Below are 20,254 nucleotides of genomic sequence, written 5' to 3' on the forward strand. Positions count from 1 at the left end.
CTCCCTGGCTTGTACGCAGCCGCTACACCCGTCGGAGGCTCACTCACCCATGCCAGACGCGCTGCGCATGCGCGTCAACCACCACCGACACCTGGCCGGCTCGCGCGAGGAACGATGGCGGCAGCCCGAAGCAGCGCTGGAAGGCGTGGCTCATGTGGGCGCTGTCGGCAAAGCCGCCCGCCAACGCGACATCGGTCAGCGGCCGGGCCGTGGCCAGCATGTGCACCGCGCGCCGGATCTTGGCCCACAGCAGATAGCGCTTGATCGACAGGCCCGTCTGCTCCCGGAACAGGTGGGTGAGCCGGTCCGGCGACAGCTGCGCGCATGCGGCCAGCTCCTGCAGCGGCACAGCGCCTTCGGCCGCCCGGGCCTGCAGCCGAGACAGCACGCGCACCACCCGGGGATCCATCGGCGCAGGCCCAGGCCGCTGTCCGCAGACGGTGTGCACCATGTCCACGCTCAAAGCGCGCAACGCCTCGGCAGGCAATTGCCCATGCACCGCACCTTCGAAGGCCTCCCGCAGTCGGGGGCCGAAGCAACGGGCATCCAGCGGCAGGATGCCGGCGCCGCCCAGACGGTCGGACAGGCCGCGGAACACGGCCGAAGCGGGATCGATGTTGAGCGACAGCAGCCCGCAGCCGTCCGCATCCAGCCGGCGCGGCACATGCGGCGCCACGAGGGCCGCGGTGCAGCGCAGCACCTCGCCGCCGTGCGTCACCAGGGTGAAAGGCCGCCCGTCACCGCAGGCGAGCAAGGTCGCGGACGAACGCGCGGTCAGGCCCGACTGGATGGCCGGCGTGATGTAGAAGAACCGGTCGTCCCAGAGGTGAAGTTGGTTGGGGGTGGGCATGCGGGGCGGACGTCGGGCAGGGCTGCATTTTTCAGCACCGCGGCGCGGCGCGTCGATCCGCATCGACCCTGCCCCGGTTTGGAATGCAGCGCCGGCACCCGGCCGGGCCAGACCGGCCAGGGAGGTCAGTAGTCCTGCTCGACACTTTGCTGAAAGCACACCTTCAGCCGATGCTCCCAGGCGTGCTTGTCGGCCTCGGGGACGAAGCTTGCCTCGAAGCTGTTGAAGGCCAGTTGGTAGGCGTGGCGCGCCGTGAGCTGCGGATCGGCCGCGAACAGCTGCGTGAAGTTGTCGTTGATGTAGCCGCCGAAGTACGCCGGGTCGTCCGAGTTCACCGTGGCCGCCAGCCCGGCATCGAGCAGCTGGCGCAGGTTGTGGTCGGCCAGGTCGGGGAACACGCACAGCTTCTGGTTGGACAGCGGGCACACCGTGAGTGCGATGCGCTCCTGCGCCAACCGCTGCATCAGCGCCGGGTCGTGCACGGCCTGCACGCCGTGGTCGATGCGCTCGGCCTTCAGCACGTCGAGCGCGCTCCAGATGTACGCCGGCGGTCCCTCCTCGCCCGCATGCGCCACGCGCCGCAGGCCCAGTTCGGCGCAGCGCGCGAACACGCGCGCGAACTTCTCCGGCGGGTGCCCGACTTCGCTGCTGTCCAGCCCCACGCCGATGAAATGCGCGCGCAGCGGCAGCGCCGCCTCCAGCGTGGCCAGGGCATCTTCCTCGCTCAGGTGGCGCAGGAAACACAGGATCAGCGCGGACGAAATGCCCAGCGCCTGGCGCGCATCGGTGCAGGCCCGGTGCAGGCCGTGGATCACGGTCTCCATCGGCACGCCGCGCGCCGTGTGCGTCTGCGGATCGAAGAAGATTTCGGCATGCACCACGTTGTCGGCCGCGGCGCGCTGCAGGTAGGCCCAGGCCATGTCGTAGAAGTCCTGCTCGTGCAGCAGCACGCTGGCGCCGGCGTAGTAGATGTCGAGAAAGCTCTGCAGGTCGGTGAACGCGTAGGCATCGCGCAAGGCCTGCACGCTCGCGTACGGCAGTGCCACGCCGTTGCGCTGCGCCAGGGCGAAGATCAGCTCGGGTTCGAGCGAGCCTTCGATGTGGATGTGCAGCTCGGCCTTGGGCATGCTGCGCAGCAGCGCGGGCAGGCGCTGGGCGGGAATGGGGGGGACCTTGAACATCGGCGGACTCCAAAAAGGGATGCCGCGCGCCCGATCGGGGCGGCGGTAGGGCAATGATGCCTTGTCCGCGGCCCGCCGCCATCGGCGCCTGCCCCGGGGCCAGGCAGGCCGCGCCAGGCCGGCACGCGCGCCGGCCTGGATTCGCTGGGGGATTGCTTACTTCTTGTCGCCGCCGGGCACGGTGCCTTCGACGCCCTTCACGTAGAAGTTCACGCCGCCCAGGAACTTGTCGTCGGCGACCGCGTCCTTCGCCAGCACTTCCTTGCCGGTGTTGTCGGCGATCGGGCCCTTCCAGATCGAGAAGCTGCCGTCCTTGAGGCCGGCCTTCACCTGCTCGACCTTGGCCTTGGTGTCGGCGGGCACGTCCTCGGCGATGGAGACGAGATCGATCGCGCCTTCCTTCACGCCCCACCAGCTCTGGCCGGTCGTCCAAGTGCCGCCCAGCGCATCCTTGGTGGCCTTGATGTAGTACGGGCCCCAGTTGATCACGGCCGAGGCCAGGTGGGCCTTGGGACCGTAGGCGGTCATGTCGGAATCCCAGCCGAAGGCGCGCTTGCCTTTTTCCTGCGCGGTCTTGAGCACGGCAGGCGAGTCGGTGTTCTGGAACAGCACGTCGGCGCCGCCGTTGATGAGCGACGTGGCGGCCTCGGTTTCCTTCGGGGGGCTGAACCATTCGTTCACCCACACCACCTTGGTCTTGATCTTGGGATTGACCGACTGCGCACCCAGCGTGAAGCTGTTGATGTTGCGGATCACCTCGGGAATCGGCACCGAGCCCACGACGCCCAGCGTGTTGGTCTGGGTCATGGCGCCGGCGATCACGCCGGCCATGTAGGCGCCCTCGTAGGTGCGGCTGTCGTAGGTGCGCACGTTCTCGGCCGTCTTGTAGCCGGTGGCGTGCTCGAACTTCACGTCCTTGAAGTCGGGGGCGATCTTCTGGATCGACTCCATGTAGCCGAACGTGGTGCCGAAGATCAGCTTGTTGCCCTGTGAGGCCATGTCGCGCAGCACGCGCTCGGCGTCGGCCGACTCGGGCACGCTCTCCACGAAGCTGGTCTGCACCTTGTCGCCGAACTCCTTCTCGATCGCCTTGCGGCCGTTGTCGTGCGCGAAGGACCAGCCACCGTCGCCCACCGGGCCCACATAGGCGAACGCGATCTTCAAAGGCTCGGCCTTCGCGGCGGGTGCGGACGCAGCGGGCGCCGGGGCGGCGGCCGGCGCTGGCGCGGGCTCGTCCTTCTTGCCGCAGCCGGCCAGGGCGGCGGCGGCCACGGCGGAAAGCGCGGCCACCTTGAGCAGCGAGCGTTTGTGCAGATCGGTCATGTCGGTTCCTTTGAGGAAAAAAGTGAGGGGAGAGGCAACGAAAAATAAATTATCGGGGGCCCGTGCAGCACCGCGCGGGCCGTGTGGGTCACGACCCGGGATGGAACGGCTTGCCAAGCGAGGCCGGCATGTTCACGCGGATCCAGGCCGGGTTGCGCGAGATCAGCGCCAGCACCACGATGGTGGCCACGTAGGGCAGCATGCTCAGCAGCTGGCTGGCCACCTGCACGCCCGTGGCCTGCAGGTGGAACTGCAGCATGGTCACGCCGCCGAACAGGTAGGCACCAAGCAACACCCGTGCCGGCCGCCAGGTGGCGAAGGTGGTGAGGGCCAGCGCGATCCAGCCGCGGCCGGCCACCATGCCCTCCACCCACAGCGGCGTGTAGACCGTGGAGATGTACGCGCCCGACAGCCCGCACAGCGCCCCCCCGGCCACCACGGCCGCCAGGCGGATGCGCCGCACCGGATAGCCCAGCGCATGGGCCGACTCGGGCGACTCGCCCACCGAGCGCAGCACCAGGCCGGCGCGCGAGCGGTACAGGAACCACACCAGCCCCGCCACCAGTGCCATGGTGAGGTACACGAGGGGGTGCTGGCGGAACAGCGCGGGCCCGACGATGGGCAGGTCGCCCAGCCCGGGCACGGCGTACTTGGGCAGCTCCGGCAGCTTGGCCTGCACGTAGCGGATGCCCGCGAAGGCGGAAAAGCCCACCCCGAACAGGCTCAGCGCCAGGCCCGTGGCGTACTGGTTGGTGTTGAGCCAGATCACCAGCACGCCGAAGATGGCCGCCAGGAATGCCCCCGCCGCCATGCCGGCCGCGAAGCCCAGCCAGGTGTTGCCCGTGTGCACCACGGTGGCGAAGCCGGCGATGGCCGCGCAGAGCATCATGCCCTCGGCCCCCAGGTTGACGATGCCGGCCTTCTCGTTGATGAGCAGGCCCAGGGCGGCGATGGCCAGCACGGTGCCCGCGCTCAGCGTGGCGCCTAGAAGCAGTGCGTACGATTCCATTTAAGCGGCCCTCCCCTGGGACCCGACCCACCGCACGCGGTAGGCGATGAGCGTGTCGCACGCCAGCAGCGTGAACAGCAGCAGGCCCTGGAACACGCCCGTGAGCGACTTGGGCAGGCCCAGGCGCGACTGCGCCAGCTCGCCGCCGATGTAGAACATGCTCATCAGCACCGCCGAGAACACCATGCCCACCGGGTGCAGCCGCCCCACGAACGCCACGATGATGGCGGCGAAGCCGTAGCCCGCCGGCACGTAGGGCGTGAGCTGGCCGATGGGCCCTGCCACCTCCAGCGCGCCCGCCAGGCCCGCCGCGCCGCCCGAGATGAGCAGCGCCGTCCACAGCGCGCGGCGCGAGGAAAAGCCCGCGTAGCGCGCCGCCGCGGGGGCCAGGCCGCCCACCTGCTGCGCAAAGCCCGCCCGGGTGCGGAACAGGAACACCCACAGCGCCGCGGCACCCGCCAGCGCCAGCAGCAGGCCGATGGACACGCGCGAGCCCTGCATGAGCCGCGGGATCTGCGTCACGCGCTCGAAGGTCTTGGTCTGCGGGAAGTTGTAGCCCATGGGGTCCTTCCACGGCCCGTAGACCAGGTAGCCCAGCACCAGCGTGGCCACGTAGACCAGCATCAGGCTCACGAGGATCTCGTTGGCGTTGAACCGGTCGCGCAGCAGCGCCGTGATGCCGGCCCAGGCCATGCCGCCCAGCACGCCGGCCAGCAGGATGGCGGGCACGATCCACGGGCCCGTGGTCTGGTCGGCCAGCAGCGCGATGCCGCCGGCCGCGACGGCGCCGATCACGAACTGCCCCTCGGCGCCGATGTTCCACACGTTGGAGCGAAAGCACACCGCCAGGCCCAGCGCGATCAGCAGCAGCGGCGTGGCCTTGACCATCAGCTCGCCGATGGCGTACTGGTTCTTGACGGGCTCCCAGAAGAACACCTGCAGCCCGCGCACCGGGTCCTTGCCCAGCGCCGCGAACAGCGCCAGCCCGATGAGCACGGTGACGGCCAGCGCCAGCAGCGGCGAGCCGTAGGTCCACCAGCGCGAGGCCTGGGGTCGGGCTTCAAGCTTGAGCATGGGCCGCCTCCGTTTGCGCGCGCGCCGCTTCGGCCCGGGCCAGGTGCGACTGCACGTCGGCATGCCAGAGCCCGCTCATCCATTCGCCGATGCGCTCCACCGTGGCCTCGGCGCGCGGCACCGAGGGCGACAGGCGCCCCTTGGCCACCACGTGCAGGCGGTCGCAGATTTCGAACAGCTCGTCCAGCTCCTCGCTGAGCACCAGCACGGCGCAGCCGGCATCGCGCAGCGCCAGGATCTCGCCGCGGATCTGCGCGGCCGCGCCCACGTCCACGCCCCAGGTCGGCTGCGAGACGATGAGCAGGCGCGGGTTGGCATCGATCTCCCGGCCCACGATGAACTTCTGCAGGTTGCCGCCCGACAGCGACCGCGCGGCCGCATGGGGCCCGCCCGCCTTCACGTGGAAGCGTTCGATGATGGCGCGGGCATGCGCCTGCAGCGCGCCGGTGCGGATCCAGCCGCCCGGCCCCACGCAGTTGCTGCGCGTGAGCAGCAGGTTGTGCGCCAGGCCCATGGTGGGCACGGCCCCGCGGCCCAGCCGCTCCTCGGGCACGAAATGCAGGCCCAGCGCGCGGCGGCGGCGCGGGTTCATGCGCCCGGCCGCCTGGCCGGCCACCTGCACCATCGCGGGCTGCGCGCGCGTGTCCTCGCCCGACAGGGCATAGAGCAATTCCTTCTGGCCGTTGCCGGAGACGCCGGCGATGCCCAGCACCTCGCCCGCCCGCACCTCGAAGCCGAGGTCGATGAGATCGACGCCGAACGGGTCCATGCGCGGCAGCGACAGGCCCTGCACGCGCAGCACCGTCTCGCCCAGGTGCGCGGGGCGGTGGGTGAGCGCCGGCGGCTCGGCACCGATCATCAGGCGCGACAGCGAGGCGTTCGACTCTTCGGCCGGGTTGCACACGCCCGTCACCTTGCCGCCGCGCAGCACCGTGCAGGCGGTGCACAGCGCGCGGATCTCGTGCAGCTTGTGGCTGATGTAGAGGATGCTGCAGCCCTGGCTGGCGAGCTGGCGCAGCACCACGAAGAGCTTTTCGACCGCCTGGGGCGTGAGCACCGACGTGGGCTCGTCCAGGATCAGCAGTTGCGGCTGGGTGAGCAGCGCCCGGATGATCTCCACGCGCTGCATCTCGCCCACGCTCAGAGTGTGCACGGGGCGCAGCGGGTCGATGTCCAGCCCGTACTCGGCCGCCGTGGCGGAGATGCGGCGCGTGACCTCGGCCAGCTGCAGCCGCTTGTCCAGGCCCAGCCACACGTTCTCGGCCACGGTGAGGGTGTCGAACAGGCTGAAATGCTGGAACACCATGGCAATGCCCAGCGCCCTCGCCTCCTGCGGGTTGCGCACCGCCACCGGCTGGCCGTTGAAGTGCAGGCTGCCCTCGTCGGGCTTGACCGCGCCGTAGATGATCTTCATCAGCGTGGACTTGCCTGCGCCGTTCTCGCCCAGCACGGCGTGGATCTCGCCGGGCTGCACCGTGAGGGACACGCCGCTGTTGGCCACCACGGCCGGATAGCGCTTCGTGATGCCCGCCAGCTGCAGGCGCGGCACCGGCGCCGCGGCGGCGGGGGAGGTGTGGGAGGAATTCATGCGGGCGATTGTCTCTTGATTTTCAAAGGGGGTAGGGCACGAAACCGGAATGCTGCGCACGTCCTTCATGCGTTGGACGCTATGCTTTTCGTAGCGATTCCGCCACGGTGCGCACGCTGTCGCGCAGCCACATGGCGGCAGCCGAATGGTGGGTGCGGGCATGCCACAGCTGGTAGTACATCAGGCGCGGGAAGGGCACCGGGCACGGCAGCACGGTGAGCGGCAGGCGGTCGGTGAAGCGTTCGCAGAACTGCCGCCCCGTGGTGAGCACCAGCAGGCTGGCGGCGACCATCTCCGGGATCAGGCTGAAATGGGCGCAGCGCGCGGTCACGCGGCGCTGCAGGCCCAGGGAGTCGAGGTGCGCGTCGATCACGCCGCGCGCGCCGGGGTGCGTGGGGGTGGGGGCGATGTGCTCGGCGGCCAGCCACTCGTCCGTGTCCCAGCCGCGGCGCACCGCGGGGTGCGCGGGGCTCACGAGGCAGACCACCTCGTCGCCGAACAACCGTCCCATGTGCAGGTCGTCGGGTGGCTGGGGCCAGTTGCCGATGACCACGTCCACCTCGCCCTGCGCCAGGTGCGCGTGGTAGTGCGCGTCGGCCGACAGCGGCAGCACCTCGACCGGGCACAGCGGCGCCTCGGCCTTGAGGCGGGCCACCAGGCGCGGCAGGAAGAGCGGGTCCAGGTAGTCGCTCGCGGCGATGCGGAAGGTGCGCGTGGCGGTGCGCGCGTCGAACCCCCGCGCATCGGAAAACAGCGCCTCGGCCGACCGCAGGATGGCGCCCGCCGGCTCCACCATGCGCAGCGCGGCATCGGTGGGCAGCATGGCCGCGCCCGAGCGCACCAGCAGCGGATCGCCCGCCAGGTCGCGCAGGCGACGCAGCGCCGCCGACACGGCCGGCTGGTGCATGCCCAGCCGCACGGCGGCCCGCGATACGCTGCGTTCAGTCAACACGGTGTGCAAGACCCTTATGAGATGGAGGTCTATCTTGTCGAAAAGGGCTTGGTCTCTCATAAGGGTCGGGGCATTCCAGCCATACGCCAACGCGTATGGCACGCCGGGCCTGCCGGTGGCGAGCGAGGGCGCAGTGAAGAAGGCAAGGGGACATCGCACTGTAGCGCCGAGGCCGCGCGACCGCGAGCCAGGCAAGTACCGAGGCGGCGGCGCGGGTGGTCAGATCTCGTCGATGGCCGTCGAACGCGCGGCGCCCGGCTGCGGCGCCGGGTCGAGCGAGAAGCGGTCGCCGGTCGTCACGTAGAAGCTCGCGCCGAACCGCCCCACCGGGTGGTAGTCCTGCAGCCGCACGCGCCAGCGCTCGGTGTCCACCAGGCCCTCGCGCGCGCCCAGCCACTGCACGCGGCCGATGAAGACGTAGCGGCTGGCCGTTTCCATGGTTTCGTGCAGCACGCATTCGAACGCCACCGGGGCCTCGGCGATGCGCGGCGGGGCCACGCTGCGCGACGGCACCGGGGTGAGGCCGGCATGCACCAGCTCGCTCTCGTGCGGCGGCAGCGCGTCGCCGCAGGCATGCATGCGCTGGGCCATGGCCTCGTCGGCGATGTGCACCACGAACTCGCCGGTGCGCAGGATGTTGGCGGCCGTGTCCTTGAGGCGGCCGCCCTGCAGCCGGTTGATGCTCACCATCAGCACCGGCGGGTCCTCGCCCAGCATGTTGAACATGCTGAACGGCGCGGCGTTCACCGTGCCGTCCTCCCCGAGGGTGGTGATGAGCGCGATCGGGCGCGGCACGATCAGGCTGGCCATCAGCTTGTAGCGCTCGTAGGCGCCGAGTTGCGAGAAATCGATGTCCATCCGGTGTCCTTGGGGTCTGCGGCCTGCCACTTTGCCGTGGCGCGACGAAGGGACGCAGCATCCGTGCCAGGCGAAGGCAGGAAAGGGGTGCCAAAGCAACGGCTGGTGTGCGGGCATGGCGCCCGGCGCATGGCCGTTATACGCTCGCCCATATGCGCCGCCACCCCCCGGGCCCCTACCCTGTCCCGACATGGCGCCCACCCTGGCCCCAACGACCGAACCCTGCCCTGCACAACGCATGACCACCTCCCGCCCGCTGCGATTCATCCGCCGGGGCCAGCCCGTGACGCTGGCCCATGTCCCCCCCGACCGCACCCTGCTGGAGGTGCTGCGCGAAGACCTGGGCCACACCGGCACCAAGGAAGGCTGCGGCGAGGGCGACTGCGGCGCCTGCACCGTGGTGCTGGGCGAGGCCGTAGACGGCCGCGTGCGCTACCGGGCCGTGAACAGCTGCATCCGCCTGGCCCACTCCATCGACGGCATGGCGCTGTGGACGGTGGAGGACCTGGACCAGGACCCGCTGGTCCAGCCCGCGCCGCCCGCCACCCCGTCCTCCAGCGGCGCCCCCTCCAGCGCGCCGGGCCTGCACCCCGCCCAGGAAGCCATGGTGCAGTGCCACGGCTCGCAGTGCGGCTTCTGCACGCCGGGCTTCGTGATGAGCCTGTTCGGCATGTACCAGAACCACGTGTGCCAGGGCCGCGCGGTCACGCGCGAGCAGGCCGTGCACGACCTGTCGGGCAACCTGTGCCGCTGCACCGGCTACCGCCCCATCCTGGACGCGGCCGAGCGGATGGCCGCCCTGCCCCGCATGCAGGTGGACGAAGCGCAACTGCTGCCGCAGCTGGCCTCCCTGACGAAACCGGCGCCCACGCCCGACGACGCCTACCTGGCCCCTGACACGCTGGCCGAACTGCTGGCCGCGCGCGCCGCGCACCCCACCGCCCAGGTGGTGGCCGGCGCCACCGACGTGGGCCTGTGGATCACCAAGCAGCACCGCCAGTTCGCGCAGATGCTCGACGTCACGCGGGCGCAGGAGCTGCGCCGCATCGGCACGCAGGGCGGGCGGCTGTCCATCGGCGCGGCCGTGCCGCTGGCCGACGCGTTCGATGCGCTGCAGGCCCACTGGCCCGTGCTGCACCGCTTCGCCGCGCGCTTCGCCGGGCTGCCCGTGCGCAACTCCGGCACGCTGGGCGGCAACGTGGCCAACGGCTCGCCGATCGGCGACTCCATGCCCCTGCTGATCGCGCTGGGCGCCAGCGTGGTGCTGGCCAGCCTGCGCGGCGAACGCACATTGGCGCTGGAAGACCTGTACACCGGCTACCGCCAGAACGTGATGGCGCCGGACGAGTTGCTCGTTCGCATCGAGGTGCCGCTGCCCGCGCCGGGCGAATCGCTGGCGGCCTACAAGGTGTCCAAGCGCTTCGACGACGACATTTCCGCCGTGTGCCTGGTGCTGAACCTCGACATCGCCGACGGCCGGGTGCGGCACGCCCGCATCGGCGCGGGCGGGGTCGCCGCCACGCCCGCGCGGGCCCGGCAGACCGAGGCCGCACTCGCCGGCCAGCCCTGGACCGTGGAGACAGTGGAGCGCGCCGCGGCCGCCCTACAGGCCGAGTTCCAGCCCATTTCCGACATGCGGGCGAGCGGCGAGTACCGCCGTGCCGTCCTCGCGGGGCTGCTCCGCCGCTTCTGGCTGGAGCGCCAGGGGCCGCAGGCCGTTCCCCTGCCCGTTCCCCTGCCCATTCCCGTCTTGCTGGAGCAACTGCGCCCGGAGGCCCTCGCATGAAACGGCACGACGACGCCCCTTTGAGCCGCGACGCCGAAGACGACCCCGTGGCCATCGCCGCCAACGCGGCTGGGGCCGCCGGCCCGCAAACGCCCCAGGCCCGCCCGCCCGAGGGCGCGCCCGCGCCGGCCCGCGCCATGGGCCGATCGCATCCCCACGAAAGCGCGCGCGCCCAGGTGGCGGGCAGCGCCCATTACATCGACGACCTGCCCGAGGTGAAGGGCACGCTGTATGCCGCGCCCATCCTCTCACCCGTGGCGCACGGGCGCCTGAACGGGGTGGACACCCGCGCGGCGCGGGCCCTGCCCGGCGTGCACGGCGTGGTGCTCAGCGCCGACGTGCCGGGCGACAAGCTGCTGGCTGCCTTTGCGCACGACGAGCCCGTGTTCGCCATCGACACCGTGCAGCACGTGGGCCAGGTGATCGGCCTGGTGGTGGCCGACTCGGTCATGCAGGCCCGCCGCGCCGCGCGCGCCGTGGTGCCGGACATCACCCCCCGGCCCGCGGTGCTGACCGTGCACGAGGCGCTGGCCGCCGAAAGCTACGTGCTGCCGCCCGTCTTCGTGCGCCGCGGCGACGCCGACGCGGGCCTGGGCCGCGCGGCGCACCGGCTGCAGGGCCGCTTCGAGGTCGGCGGGCAGGAGCATTTCTACCTGGAGGGCCAGATCGCCTACGCGCTACCGCTTGAGCAGCGGCAGTGGTGGATCCACTCCAGCACCCAGCACCCGGGCGAGGTGCAGCACTGGGTGGCGCACGCCCTGGGCCTGGAGAGCCACGCGGTGCGCGTGGAATGCCGGCGCCTGGGCGGGGGCTTCGGCGGCAAGGAGACGCAGGCCGGCCACCTGGCCGTGTGGGCGGCGGTGGCGGCAAACAAGTTCGGCCGCCCGGTCAAGCTGCGGCTGGACCGGGACGAGGACTTCATGGTGACGGGCAAGCGCCACCCGTTCGCCTACGAATACGACGTGGGCTTCGACGGTACGGGCCGCATCACGGGTCTGCGGCTGCGCATGGCGGCCAACTGCGGCTTCTCGGCCGACCTGTCGGGCCCCGTGGCCGACCGCGCCGTGTTCCACAGCGACAACGCGTACTTCCTGGAAAACGTCGAGATCGCCTCGTACCGCTGCAAGACGAACACGCAGAGCCACACGGCCTTTCGCGGCTTCGGCGGGCCGCAGGGCGTGATCGCCATCGAGGCCATTCTGGGCGACATCGCGCGGGCCCTGGGGTGCGATGGGCTCGCGGTGCGCATGCGCAATCTGTACGGCACCACCGACCGCAACGTCACCCACTACCAGATGCCGGTGGAGGACAACATCCTTCACGATCTGCTACCAAAACTAGAGCAATCCAGCCAATATAAACGCCGGCATGAGGCCATTTTGGCCTGGAATGCTGCGAGCCCGGTGCTCAAGCGCGGGCTGGCGATCACGCCGGTGAAGTTCGGCATCAGCTTCACCGCCACGCTGTTCAACCAGGCCGGCGCGCTGGTGCACGTGTACACCGACGGCAGCGTGCAGGTGAACCACGGCGGCACCGAGATGGGCCAGGGCCTGCACACCAAGGTGGCGCAGATCGTGGCCGACGAACTGGGCGTGCCGCTGGCGCGCGTGCTGGTGACCGCCAGCGACACCAGCAAGGTGCCCAACGCCAGTGCCACGGCCGCATCGAGCGGCACCGACCTGAACGGCCGCGCCGCCCAGTTTGCCGCGCGCCACGTGCGCGACAACCTCGCCGCCTTCGTGTGCGGCCTGGACCACTGCGGCGCCGGCGAGGTGCAATTCGCCGGCGGGCAGGTCATCACGCCCCACGCCGTGCGCAACTGGGGCGATGTGGTGAAGGAGGCCTATGCCAACCGCATCCAGCTGTGGAGCGACGGCTTTTACCGCACGCCCAAGATCCACTACGACAAGGCCACGCTCACCGGCCGGCCGTTCTACTACTTCGCCTACGGCGCGGCCTGCACCGAGGTGGCCATCGACACGCTCACTGGCGAGAGCCGCGTGCTGGCCGTGGACATCCTGCACGACGTGGGCCGCAGCATCAACCCGGCCATCGACATCGGCCAGATCGAGGGCGGCTTCGTTCAGGGCATGGGCTGGCTCACGACCGAGCAGCTGGTGTGGAACGACCAGGGCCGGCTCACCACCCACGCCCCCAGCACCTACAAGATCCCGGCCACGCGCGACATCCCCGAGCGCTTCACCGTGGCGCTGTGGCACGAGGCCAACCGGGAAGACAACGTGGGCGGCAGCAAGGCCGTGGGCGAGCCGCCGTTCATGCTGGCCATCAGCGTGTACGAGGCCCTGCGCAACGCGATTGCCGCGGCGCGCCCGGCCGAAGCGGCCCGGGAGCCGGTCACGCTGACCGCGCCCGCCACGGCCGAGAACGTGCTCCGGGCACTGGGCGGGATGGACCGGGCGGCGGACGCTCAGAAGCGGTAGGTGGCCGAGACGAACGCGTTGCGCCCCTGCCCCGGCGTGATCCAGCGGCTCACGTGCAGGTGGCTCGACACGAAGTAGTGCTGGTCGAACAGGTTGCGCACCGTCGCCTGGACCTCGACGCTCTGGCCGTTGGCCAGCTTCGCCGTCCAGGTCTGGCTCAGGTCGAAGCGCGCGTAGCCCGGAAGCACCGTGGTGTTGGCCTCGTCGGCGAAGCGCCGGCTTTGCAGGTACAGGCCCGCGCCCGTCTTCCACTGCGCGTTCCAGGCGTACTGCGCCCACAGCGTGGCCGCATGCCGGGCCACGTTGGGCACGGACATGCCGCCATACACGGGGTTCTGCAGGTACTTCGCATGGGTGAAGGCATAGGTGGCGGCCACGGTCACCCGGTCCGTCACCTGGCCGGACAGCGACGCCTCGATGCCCTGCGACCGCGCGCTGCCGGCCGTAGTGAAGTCGAAGTTGTTCAGCGGCGTGCTCAGGTCGGACGCGATCATGTTCTTCTGATCGAGGCGGTACACCGCCAGGTCGCTGACCAACGCGCCGCCCCGCCACAGCGACTTCCAGCCGGCTTCGACCTGCGCCGAACGGCGCGAGGGCAGGGACTGGTTCGACGACGAAGCCACCTGGTTGGGCGAGGTGCCGGTGGACACGTTGGCATAGACCGTGTCGGTCTCCGACAGCCGGCGCAGCACCGCCAGCTTCGGGTTCCAGCGCGACTCCTCCACGGGCAGCACGCCGGCCGTGCCGTACAGGAAGCGCTGGCGCGTGAAGCGCAGGCCCGCCACCACCGACCAGGCGCCGAAGTCGATCTGGTCCTGGGCGGACGCCGACACGGATTCGAGGTCCTGCGTCGTCAGGCTCTGCGCCAGCACCGTCCCGGCCGGGGGCGCGGTCACCCGGCCATACACCGGGTCGAACACGTTGATGGCCGGGCTGGTCGAGGCCGGCACCGACAGCGCGGGCTGGTTCAGCACCTCCTTGTAGTAGTCCGCCCCGAAGTACAGCTGGTGCGTCACCGCGCCGGTGCCCTGCGTGCTGGAAAGCGCGGTCGAGAACGAGTCGATGCGGCGCTCTGTGCCCGGCTCCCAGGCCGAGACCCGGGCATAGGTGCCGGCGGGCTGGCCCGCCAGCGGCGAGCCGTTCAGCAGGTTCTTGATGGAGGTCGAATGCGCCTCCAGGTGCGTGAAATCGGCCGACCAGCGCGTGTGGGCTGACAAGGCGACATCGCCGTGCAGGTCGTAGATGCGGTTGTTGGTGGTCGAGTCGCCGAACGGCTCGCCGAGCTGCCGGTCCCGTGGCACGGCGACCGGCCGCCCGCCCAGCGCGGGAAGTCCATAGTCCGGCTGGTAGGTCTGGTTGGTGGCCTCCACGTTGGCACGCAGGTGGTAGCGGTTGCCATCGCTTTGGGCCAGGCCCAGCTTGATGCCGTCGAGGCGGTCTTCCACATGCCGCCACTTGCTGGCCTGGGACCGCGTGGCCGTCACGCGGGCGGCCAGTTCGTTCTCGGCCGACAGCACGCGGTTCAGGTCGATGGATGCCTCCAGCGCGCCGTGCGCGCCCGCGCCGAGCGAGGCGCTGCCGAAGTTCGCCAGCTGCGGCTGGCGCGTCACGAGGTTGACGGTGCCGCCCGGTTCGCTGCGCACGCCGAGGGCCGCGCCGGGTCCCCGCAGCACGTCCACGCTTTCCACGAACGCCGGGGTATAGGGGTAGTTGGACAGCCGCACGCCGTCGCGCAGCACGCGGTTGGAGCCGGTGCCGCTGTCGGTCACCGCGCCGCGCAGGATGAAGAACTGCGTGTGCGACCCGTTGAAGCCCGAGTCGGCCTGCGCGCCGGGCACGTTGCGCAGCGCGTCCTGCAAGGTGGTGCCGCCCTGCTGGCGGACCAGCTCGGCGGGCACGGTGGTGACGGAAAACGGCGTGTCCAGCGACAATCCCGCCGTGCCGGTGGCGAGGCGGGAACTGCGCTGCGCCGCCGGTGTGGCCGGCGCCGTGACGGTGACGGCAGGCAGTGCCGGGCTGCGTTCGGCCGCCGGGTCTGCAGGGGTGGGCGTCTGGGCGGTGGCGGCCAGGGCCAGCCAGGCCAGGGCCATCCCCAGCGCGACTGGCCGTGCAATGGTTGGGTGCATAAAAAAGGGCTCTCTGTGGCGCCCCATCGGGCGCCGCTGATCGGTGCGAAAAACATCGCGTCGCGCGGCCGGCCGTGGTGGCCGGCCCGCACTGCGAAATCGGAGGGCGGATCAGGAAAGCGGCGGCGGCCCGCGGGCCGGAAGCGGCGCCGCGGTGGCCGCGGCGATGCACGCGGCCGCAATGGACTGCACCGCGCGCGACAACGGCAGCACGACCGGCAGAGCGACCGCCGGCGGCTGCGCCGGGGGCGCGGCAAGAAGGCACAGCGGGCAGTCCCAGTGCGCCAGGCCCGCGGGCTGCACGCCGTCATCGGCATGCACGACGGCCTTCACCGTTCCGACGCCGGTGCAGACCCACTCGACCACCTGGGGGTGCACGCTGGGCGAGGCCACCGCCACGCCCAGCGACAGCACGAACCACGCCATGATCCAGCGCACGCGGGCTTGCCAACGCGCCAGCCCGCCGTGGACAGCAAGGGGGTTGCGCAGCGGGCGATGGGGTTGGGGCACGGGGCGATTATCGGCAAACCAACGAGGCAAGAGCGCGAAGCATCCGGCGATGGGGCGGCGGCAGGGCGCGGTGACCGCTGCAGCACATCCCGCCTTCACGCCGCGCGCACCTGCGCGCGCCCACCCCGCACCGAGCGCACCTCGACCCGGTCGCGGCCCGCGCGCTTGGCCTCGTAGCACGCCATGTCGGCCGCATGGAGCACCGCGGTCACGTCGTACACGCCGCTGTCCAGCGGCACGAGGCCGATGCTCACGCCCAGCGTGTAGCTGCGGCCCTGGTACGACGGTTCCCACGCCCGCACGGCGGCGCACAGCTGCTCGGCGATGGCCAGCCCGCGTCCCAGCGGGCAGCCGGGCAGCACCACGGCGAACTCGTCGCCACCCAGCCGAGCCGCCCAGCCCACCGACCGCACCTGGGTCTCGATGAGGCGGCCCACGTGGCGCAGCACGTCGTCGCCCGCGTCGTGCCCGGCGATGGCGTTGACCACGGTGAAATGGTCCAGGTCCAGGAACAGCACCACGCCCTCGCCCGCCTCCCCGCCTGGGTGCGCCTGCACCGTGTCGGGGCGGGCCGCGCGGTCGGCCAGCAGCGCATGCAGGCGCTGGCTGAATGCGTCGCGGTTGGCCAGCTGTGTGAGGGCGTCGAGCCCGCCCGCCCAGTTCTCGCGGCGGCGGGCCTCGCGCGCGGCGGTGAGGTCCTCCAGCATCCAGACGGTGCCCGCATCGCCCAGGGCGTCCCGCACAGAGCGACCCAGCACGCGGGCCCACACCGCGCTGCCGTCCTGGCGCAGGAAGCACACGTCGCCATCGAAGGTGCCGTGTGCCGAGAACTCCGCCCGCACGCGCCGCTTGAGGTGCTCGTACTCGGCATCGCTCACGTAGAGCGCGCGGGCCAGCTGCCCCTGCAGCTGCGCCGGCTCGTAGCCCAGCATGCGGCCGGCCTGCAGGCTCACGACCTGCAGGTTCTCACCGCGCGTGATGATGATGCCGGTGGGTGCGTGGTCCAGGATGGACTGCAGCTGCCCGCGCAGCAGCCCCATCTGCGACTGCGTGCTGACGCGCTCGTCGAGCAGGCCGCGGCAGGCCGCCACCAGCCCGTCCACCTCGCCTGCGCCCTGCGGCCAGGGCATGTCTTCATGGGCGCCAGGCGCGCGGGCGCCCAGGTGCGCGGCGCGGTGGCACAGCCGGGCCAGGGGCTGCGCCAGCCAGGCCATGCAGGCCACGGCCAGCAATGCGGCCGCGCCGATGAGGGCGGCCGCCAGCCAGGCGGCCCGGCGCTGCGCGCCCTCCAGCGGCGCGAGCAGGGCCTGGGCATCGTTCACGCGCGCCACGGTCCACTGGGTCATGGGCATGCCGGCCAGGCTGACCACATGGCCCGGCAGCCGCTCGGTGAAGCCGCGGCCCATGACCGGCTGATCCTTGTCGCCCGACCGCGCGAACACCTGCGACAGGCCGGCCTCGTCGCGCACGCTGCCCATCACCCGAGCGGGGTCCGGGTGCGACAGGATGGTGCCGTCGCGCGTGAAGACGATGAGCCGGGAATCCTTGCGCGCCGGCAGCGACATCGAGGGCGGCAGCAGCCCCTGCGACTGCAGGCGCAGCACGCCGGAGACGGCGCCCACCACCGTGCCCTCGTCCCGGTGCAGCGGGATCGTGAACATCACGCGCGCCTCGCTCGGCCGCCCGCCGATCAGGCCCGACACCAGCGGCTTGCCTTCCAGCATGGTGCGGCGCAGGCTGTCGCGCTCGGCCGGATCGAGGCTGGAGCCGCTGTCCAGGCGGCCGTATTGCAGATTGATGGCCACGGTGCCGTCCTGCCGCACCACCTGCATGGCATCGAAGAAACGCACCGCCGGCAGGCCCTGCTGCAGCAGCCAACCGAGGGACGACGGCGAGTCGAGCATGACCGGCTGAATGCCCTCGGCCACGGTGCTGAGCACCTTCTGGCTCTGCTCGATCTTGCTAGCCAGCAGCCGCGCGACCACTTCGACCTCGTCGGTCTGCTGGCTCACGAGGCGGCGCATGGCCTCCTCGCCGGCAGCGCGCGATACGGTCCAGGCGGCCATCGCCCCGGCGAACACCACCGCCAGCACGGCCACCAGCATCAGGCGCTGCACGAGGCGGCCCGGCAGCAGCCAGCCGGGCGTGTCGCCCGCCGCGTCCTGCTCCGCCTCGAGCGCCTCGTGCGAGGGCGGCGTCATCGGCGCTCCGTGGACGAAGCACCTCTGGCAAAGGGGCGGCGAAAGGCGCAGGGCATGCTGTCAGGCGGAATGTGCAATGGGGTACGAACGAATATACGCAGCCCCCTGCGGGCGCGGGTTGGGTGGAACCCTCGGTCGGTCCGGGGGAAACCCTGAGCCCTTTGGCACCGCCGTGCCATGGCCGCGCCGCCCGATCGGCCGCGCGTTGCAGCCGCCCCGCCCCCGCCCCTTGCGAGGGCGGCCGAATGCACTTCAGCCGACCCCGGCCACCACCTGCAGCGCGCCGGGCCGTGGCAGATTGAGCACATTGCCCGTGCCCGAAATGAGCCCGTGGTCCCGCAGGTGGCGCAGCACGCGCGACAGGGTTTCCGGCGCGATGCCCAGCTGCGCGGCGATGAGCCGCTTGCGCTGGTGCAGCGTCACGCGCATCGTGCCCGCATCGTCTTGCTGGGCGTGCCGCAGCAGCCACTGGGCGCAACGCGCCTCGGCGTCCTGCGCGAGCCGGCTCACAGCCAGCTCGGTCTGCTGGCAGTAGCCCCGCGCCATGTCGTACACCAGCGCCCGGGCGGGCGACGGCAGCGAATCGAAGCCGGACCGGAAGGCCTCCAGCGGCATGCGGCGCAGCAGCACGCGCGTGTCCGCCACCATGTCCACCATGCACGCCTGGCCGAGCAGCGCGGGGGCGGCATCGAGCCAGCACGGCCCCTCCACCGCACCCAACTGGTGCCGAAGCTGCCCATCATCGCGCACCCCGAGCAGCACACGGCCGCTGTCCAGGTACAGCACGCTGGCCGGACGCTGGTGGCGCTCGCGCAGCACCTCACCGGCAGGGGCCTCGGTCTTGGTCGGCGCGGGGGTGGAGGAAGAGGGAAACATAGAGCCGCCACTGTGACCGCAGCACCGCCACGCGGTGTTGAGCAAAGTCAAATGCGGTGCGCTCAGGCCGCAGCCGCCGCACCCGGATGCCGCGAACGCCGCATGCCCCCACAGGCCGAATGGTGAAGGCACGGTCCTTGCTTGGAGCTCTTTGCAAATTGACACGTTTTTCCTGGCCCGTTGAAAGGCCCGTGTGCACCGCCGAGCCATCGGCACCTTCCCTTCCCCCTTTTACCTTTCGCAGGAGTCGTATGAAAAAGAATTGGATCGCGCTGGGTGCAGCGCTGCTTTGTTCCGCCGGGGCGCAGGCCCAAAGCTCCGTGCAGCTCACCGGCCTGGCCGACGTGTTCGCCGGGTCCATCAAGATGGCCGGCGATGCGGGCCGCAAGTCGGTCGTGGACAGCGGCGGCCTCACGACCTCGTGGTTCGGCTTCAAGGGCACGGAAGACCTCGGCGGCGGACTGAAGGCCAACTTCCAGCTGACCTCGTTCATCAAGGTGGACACCGGCTCGCAAGGGCGCTTCGCCAACGACACGTTCTTCTCGCGCGATGCCAACGTCAGCCTGTCGGGCGACTTCGGCTCGGTGATGCTGGGCCGCTGGATGGCGCCCAACTTCCTGCCCTCGGTGGTGGGCAATCCGTTCGGCGATTCGTTCACCTTCTCGCCGCTGATCCTGCACATGAACGTGCCGCTGTTCAACGGCACCGGCTGGGGTGCGACCACGCCGTCCGACACGGGCTGGAGCAACCAGATCGTCTACAGCACGCCGAAATTCGGCGGCTTCTCGGCCAACATCCAGTACCAGTTCGGCGAGCAGCCGGGCGACAACGGCAAGAAGAACTTCGGCGCGAACTTCTTCTACTTCGGCGGTCCCGTGACGCTGACGGGCTTCTACGAGCGCGACCAGATCAGCAACCCCGCCGTTCCCAATGCCTACCTGGGCACGAAGAAGACCGACTGGATGCTGCTGGGCGCCTACGACTTCGGCCTGGTCAAGCCCTTCGTGAGCTACGGCGAGGCCAAGGCCGACAACACCACCAACAAGGCCAAGACGGTGCAGCTGGGCGCCTCGGTGCCGGTCGGCCCGGCCGGCAAGGTGCTGGTGGAGTGGGTCAAGACCGAGATGACGCAGACCGACATCGACCGCAAGACCTTCACGCTGGGCTACGACCACTTCCTGTCCAAGCGCACCGACGTGTACGCCATGCTCATGAACGACCGCATCACGGCGCAGACGAAGGGCAACAGCTTCGGCGTGGGCATCCGCCACCGCTTCTGATGGCCGCACGGCGCGCAGGGCGCCCCCAAAGAAAAAGCGCGGGAGTCGCCTCCCGCGCTTTTTTTATGGGTGTGACCCGTCCTGAATGAGGTTGACACCTTTCTGTTCATCAGAAAGGAAAGTCAAGTGGATCAATGGGTTAAGAGAACGCAGAAGGACTACACACTGGCCTTTAAGCTGGCGGTGGTGGATCAGGTAG

General features: G+C 70.7%; 15 protein-coding genes. 3 read left to right on the forward strand and 12 right to left on the reverse strand.

Going from position 1 to position 20,254, the window contains the following annotated elements; genetic code table 11:
- Positions 1-43 precede the first annotated feature (43 nt).
- The 8 genes from AVMA1855_RS01585 to AVMA1855_RS01620 form a co-directional block, all read right to left on the reverse strand.
- Entirely contained in the window at positions 44-850 is an 807-nt protein-coding gene (locus AVMA1855_RS01585; RefSeq protein WP_284396168.1) for a helix-turn-helix domain-containing protein, read from the reverse strand.
- A 125-nt stretch (positions 851-975) separates the two neighbouring features.
- On the reverse strand, positions 976-2,031 hold the full coding sequence (locus AVMA1855_RS01590; protein ID WP_284424321.1) for an adenosine deaminase: 1,056 nt from the start codon (positions 2,029-2,031) through the stop codon (positions 976-978).
- 156 nt (positions 2,032-2,187) lie between these two features.
- Positions 2,188-3,354, reverse strand: a complete 1,167-nt coding sequence (locus AVMA1855_RS01595; protein ID WP_272567809.1) for a BMP family ABC transporter substrate-binding protein — start codon at positions 3,352-3,354, stop codon at positions 2,188-2,190.
- An 88-nt stretch (positions 3,355-3,442) separates the two neighbouring features.
- A complete protein-coding gene (locus tag AVMA1855_RS01600) occupies positions 3,443-4,363 on the reverse strand; it encodes an ABC transporter permease (RefSeq protein ID WP_284396176.1) in 921 nt (306 codons plus the stop codon).
- Entirely contained in the window at positions 4,364-5,437 is a 1,074-nt protein-coding gene (locus AVMA1855_RS01605) for an ABC transporter permease (protein WP_284396180.1), read from the reverse strand.
- A complete protein-coding gene (locus tag AVMA1855_RS01610) occupies positions 5,424-7,025 on the reverse strand; it encodes an ABC transporter ATP-binding protein (RefSeq protein ID WP_284411181.1) in 1,602 nt (533 codons plus the stop codon). The genes AVMA1855_RS01605 and AVMA1855_RS01610 overlap by 14 nt, the downstream gene beginning before the upstream one ends.
- A gap of 79 nt (positions 7,026-7,104) precedes the next feature.
- Entirely contained in the window at positions 7,105-8,037 is a 933-nt protein-coding gene (locus AVMA1855_RS01615; protein WP_284424322.1) for a LysR family transcriptional regulator, read from the reverse strand.
- Positions 8,038-8,196: 159 nt separating this feature from the next.
- Positions 8,197-8,835, reverse strand: a complete 639-nt coding sequence (locus AVMA1855_RS01620; protein WP_272551489.1) for a flavin reductase family protein — start codon at positions 8,833-8,835, stop codon at positions 8,197-8,199.
- A gap of 238 nt (positions 8,836-9,073) precedes the next feature.
- Here AVMA1855_RS01620 and xdhA point away from each other — a divergent pair, with 238 nt between their 5' ends.
- Both xdhA and xdhB read left to right on the forward strand, forming a co-directional pair.
- Entirely contained in the window at positions 9,074-10,621 is a 1,548-nt protein-coding gene (gene xdhA / locus AVMA1855_RS01625; protein ID WP_284424323.1) for a xanthine dehydrogenase small subunit, read from the forward strand.
- Positions 10,618-13,062, forward strand: a complete 2,445-nt coding sequence (gene xdhB, locus AVMA1855_RS01630; protein ID WP_284424324.1) for a xanthine dehydrogenase molybdopterin binding subunit — start codon at positions 10,618-10,620, stop codon at positions 13,060-13,062. Before xdhA ends, xdhB begins: the two co-directional genes overlap by 4 nt.
- Here xdhB and AVMA1855_RS01635 read toward each other — a convergent pair.
- The 4 genes from AVMA1855_RS01635 to AVMA1855_RS01650 all read right to left on the reverse strand — a co-directional run bounded on the left by AVMA1855_RS01635 (position 13,050) and on the right by AVMA1855_RS01650 (position 18,775).
- Entirely contained in the window at positions 13,050-15,188 is a 2,139-nt protein-coding gene (locus AVMA1855_RS01635) for a TonB-dependent receptor (RefSeq protein WP_284424325.1), read from the reverse strand. The two genes, xdhB and AVMA1855_RS01635, sit on opposite strands and share 13 nt — an antisense overlap.
- Before the next feature lie 111 nt (positions 15,189-15,299).
- Positions 15,300-15,614, reverse strand: a complete 315-nt coding sequence (locus AVMA1855_RS01640) for a hypothetical protein (protein ID WP_284424338.1) — start codon at positions 15,612-15,614, stop codon at positions 15,300-15,302.
- A 179-nt stretch (positions 15,615-15,793) separates the two neighbouring features.
- The gene (locus AVMA1855_RS01645) at positions 15,794-17,899 is read right to left on the reverse strand and encodes a sensor domain-containing diguanylate cyclase (protein WP_284424326.1); all 2,106 of its coding nucleotides are present in this window, start codon (positions 17,897-17,899) and stop codon (positions 15,794-15,796) included.
- A 252-nt stretch (positions 17,900-18,151) separates the two neighbouring features.
- On the reverse strand, positions 18,152-18,775 hold the full coding sequence (locus AVMA1855_RS01650) for a Crp/Fnr family transcriptional regulator (protein ID WP_284424327.1): 624 nt from the start codon (positions 18,773-18,775) through the stop codon (positions 18,152-18,154).
- Between the two features lie 251 nt (positions 18,776-19,026).
- Here AVMA1855_RS01650 and AVMA1855_RS01655 point away from each other — a divergent pair, with 251 nt between their 5' ends.
- Positions 19,027-20,055, forward strand: a complete 1,029-nt coding sequence (locus tag AVMA1855_RS01655; RefSeq protein ID WP_284407087.1) for a porin — start codon at positions 19,027-19,029, stop codon at positions 20,053-20,055.
- Positions 20,056-20,254: the final 199 nt, after the last annotated feature.

The organism is Acidovorax sp. SUPP1855, from assembly GCF_030158955.1.
GTDB lineage: Bacteria > Pseudomonadota > Gammaproteobacteria > Burkholderiales > Burkholderiaceae_C > Paracidovorax.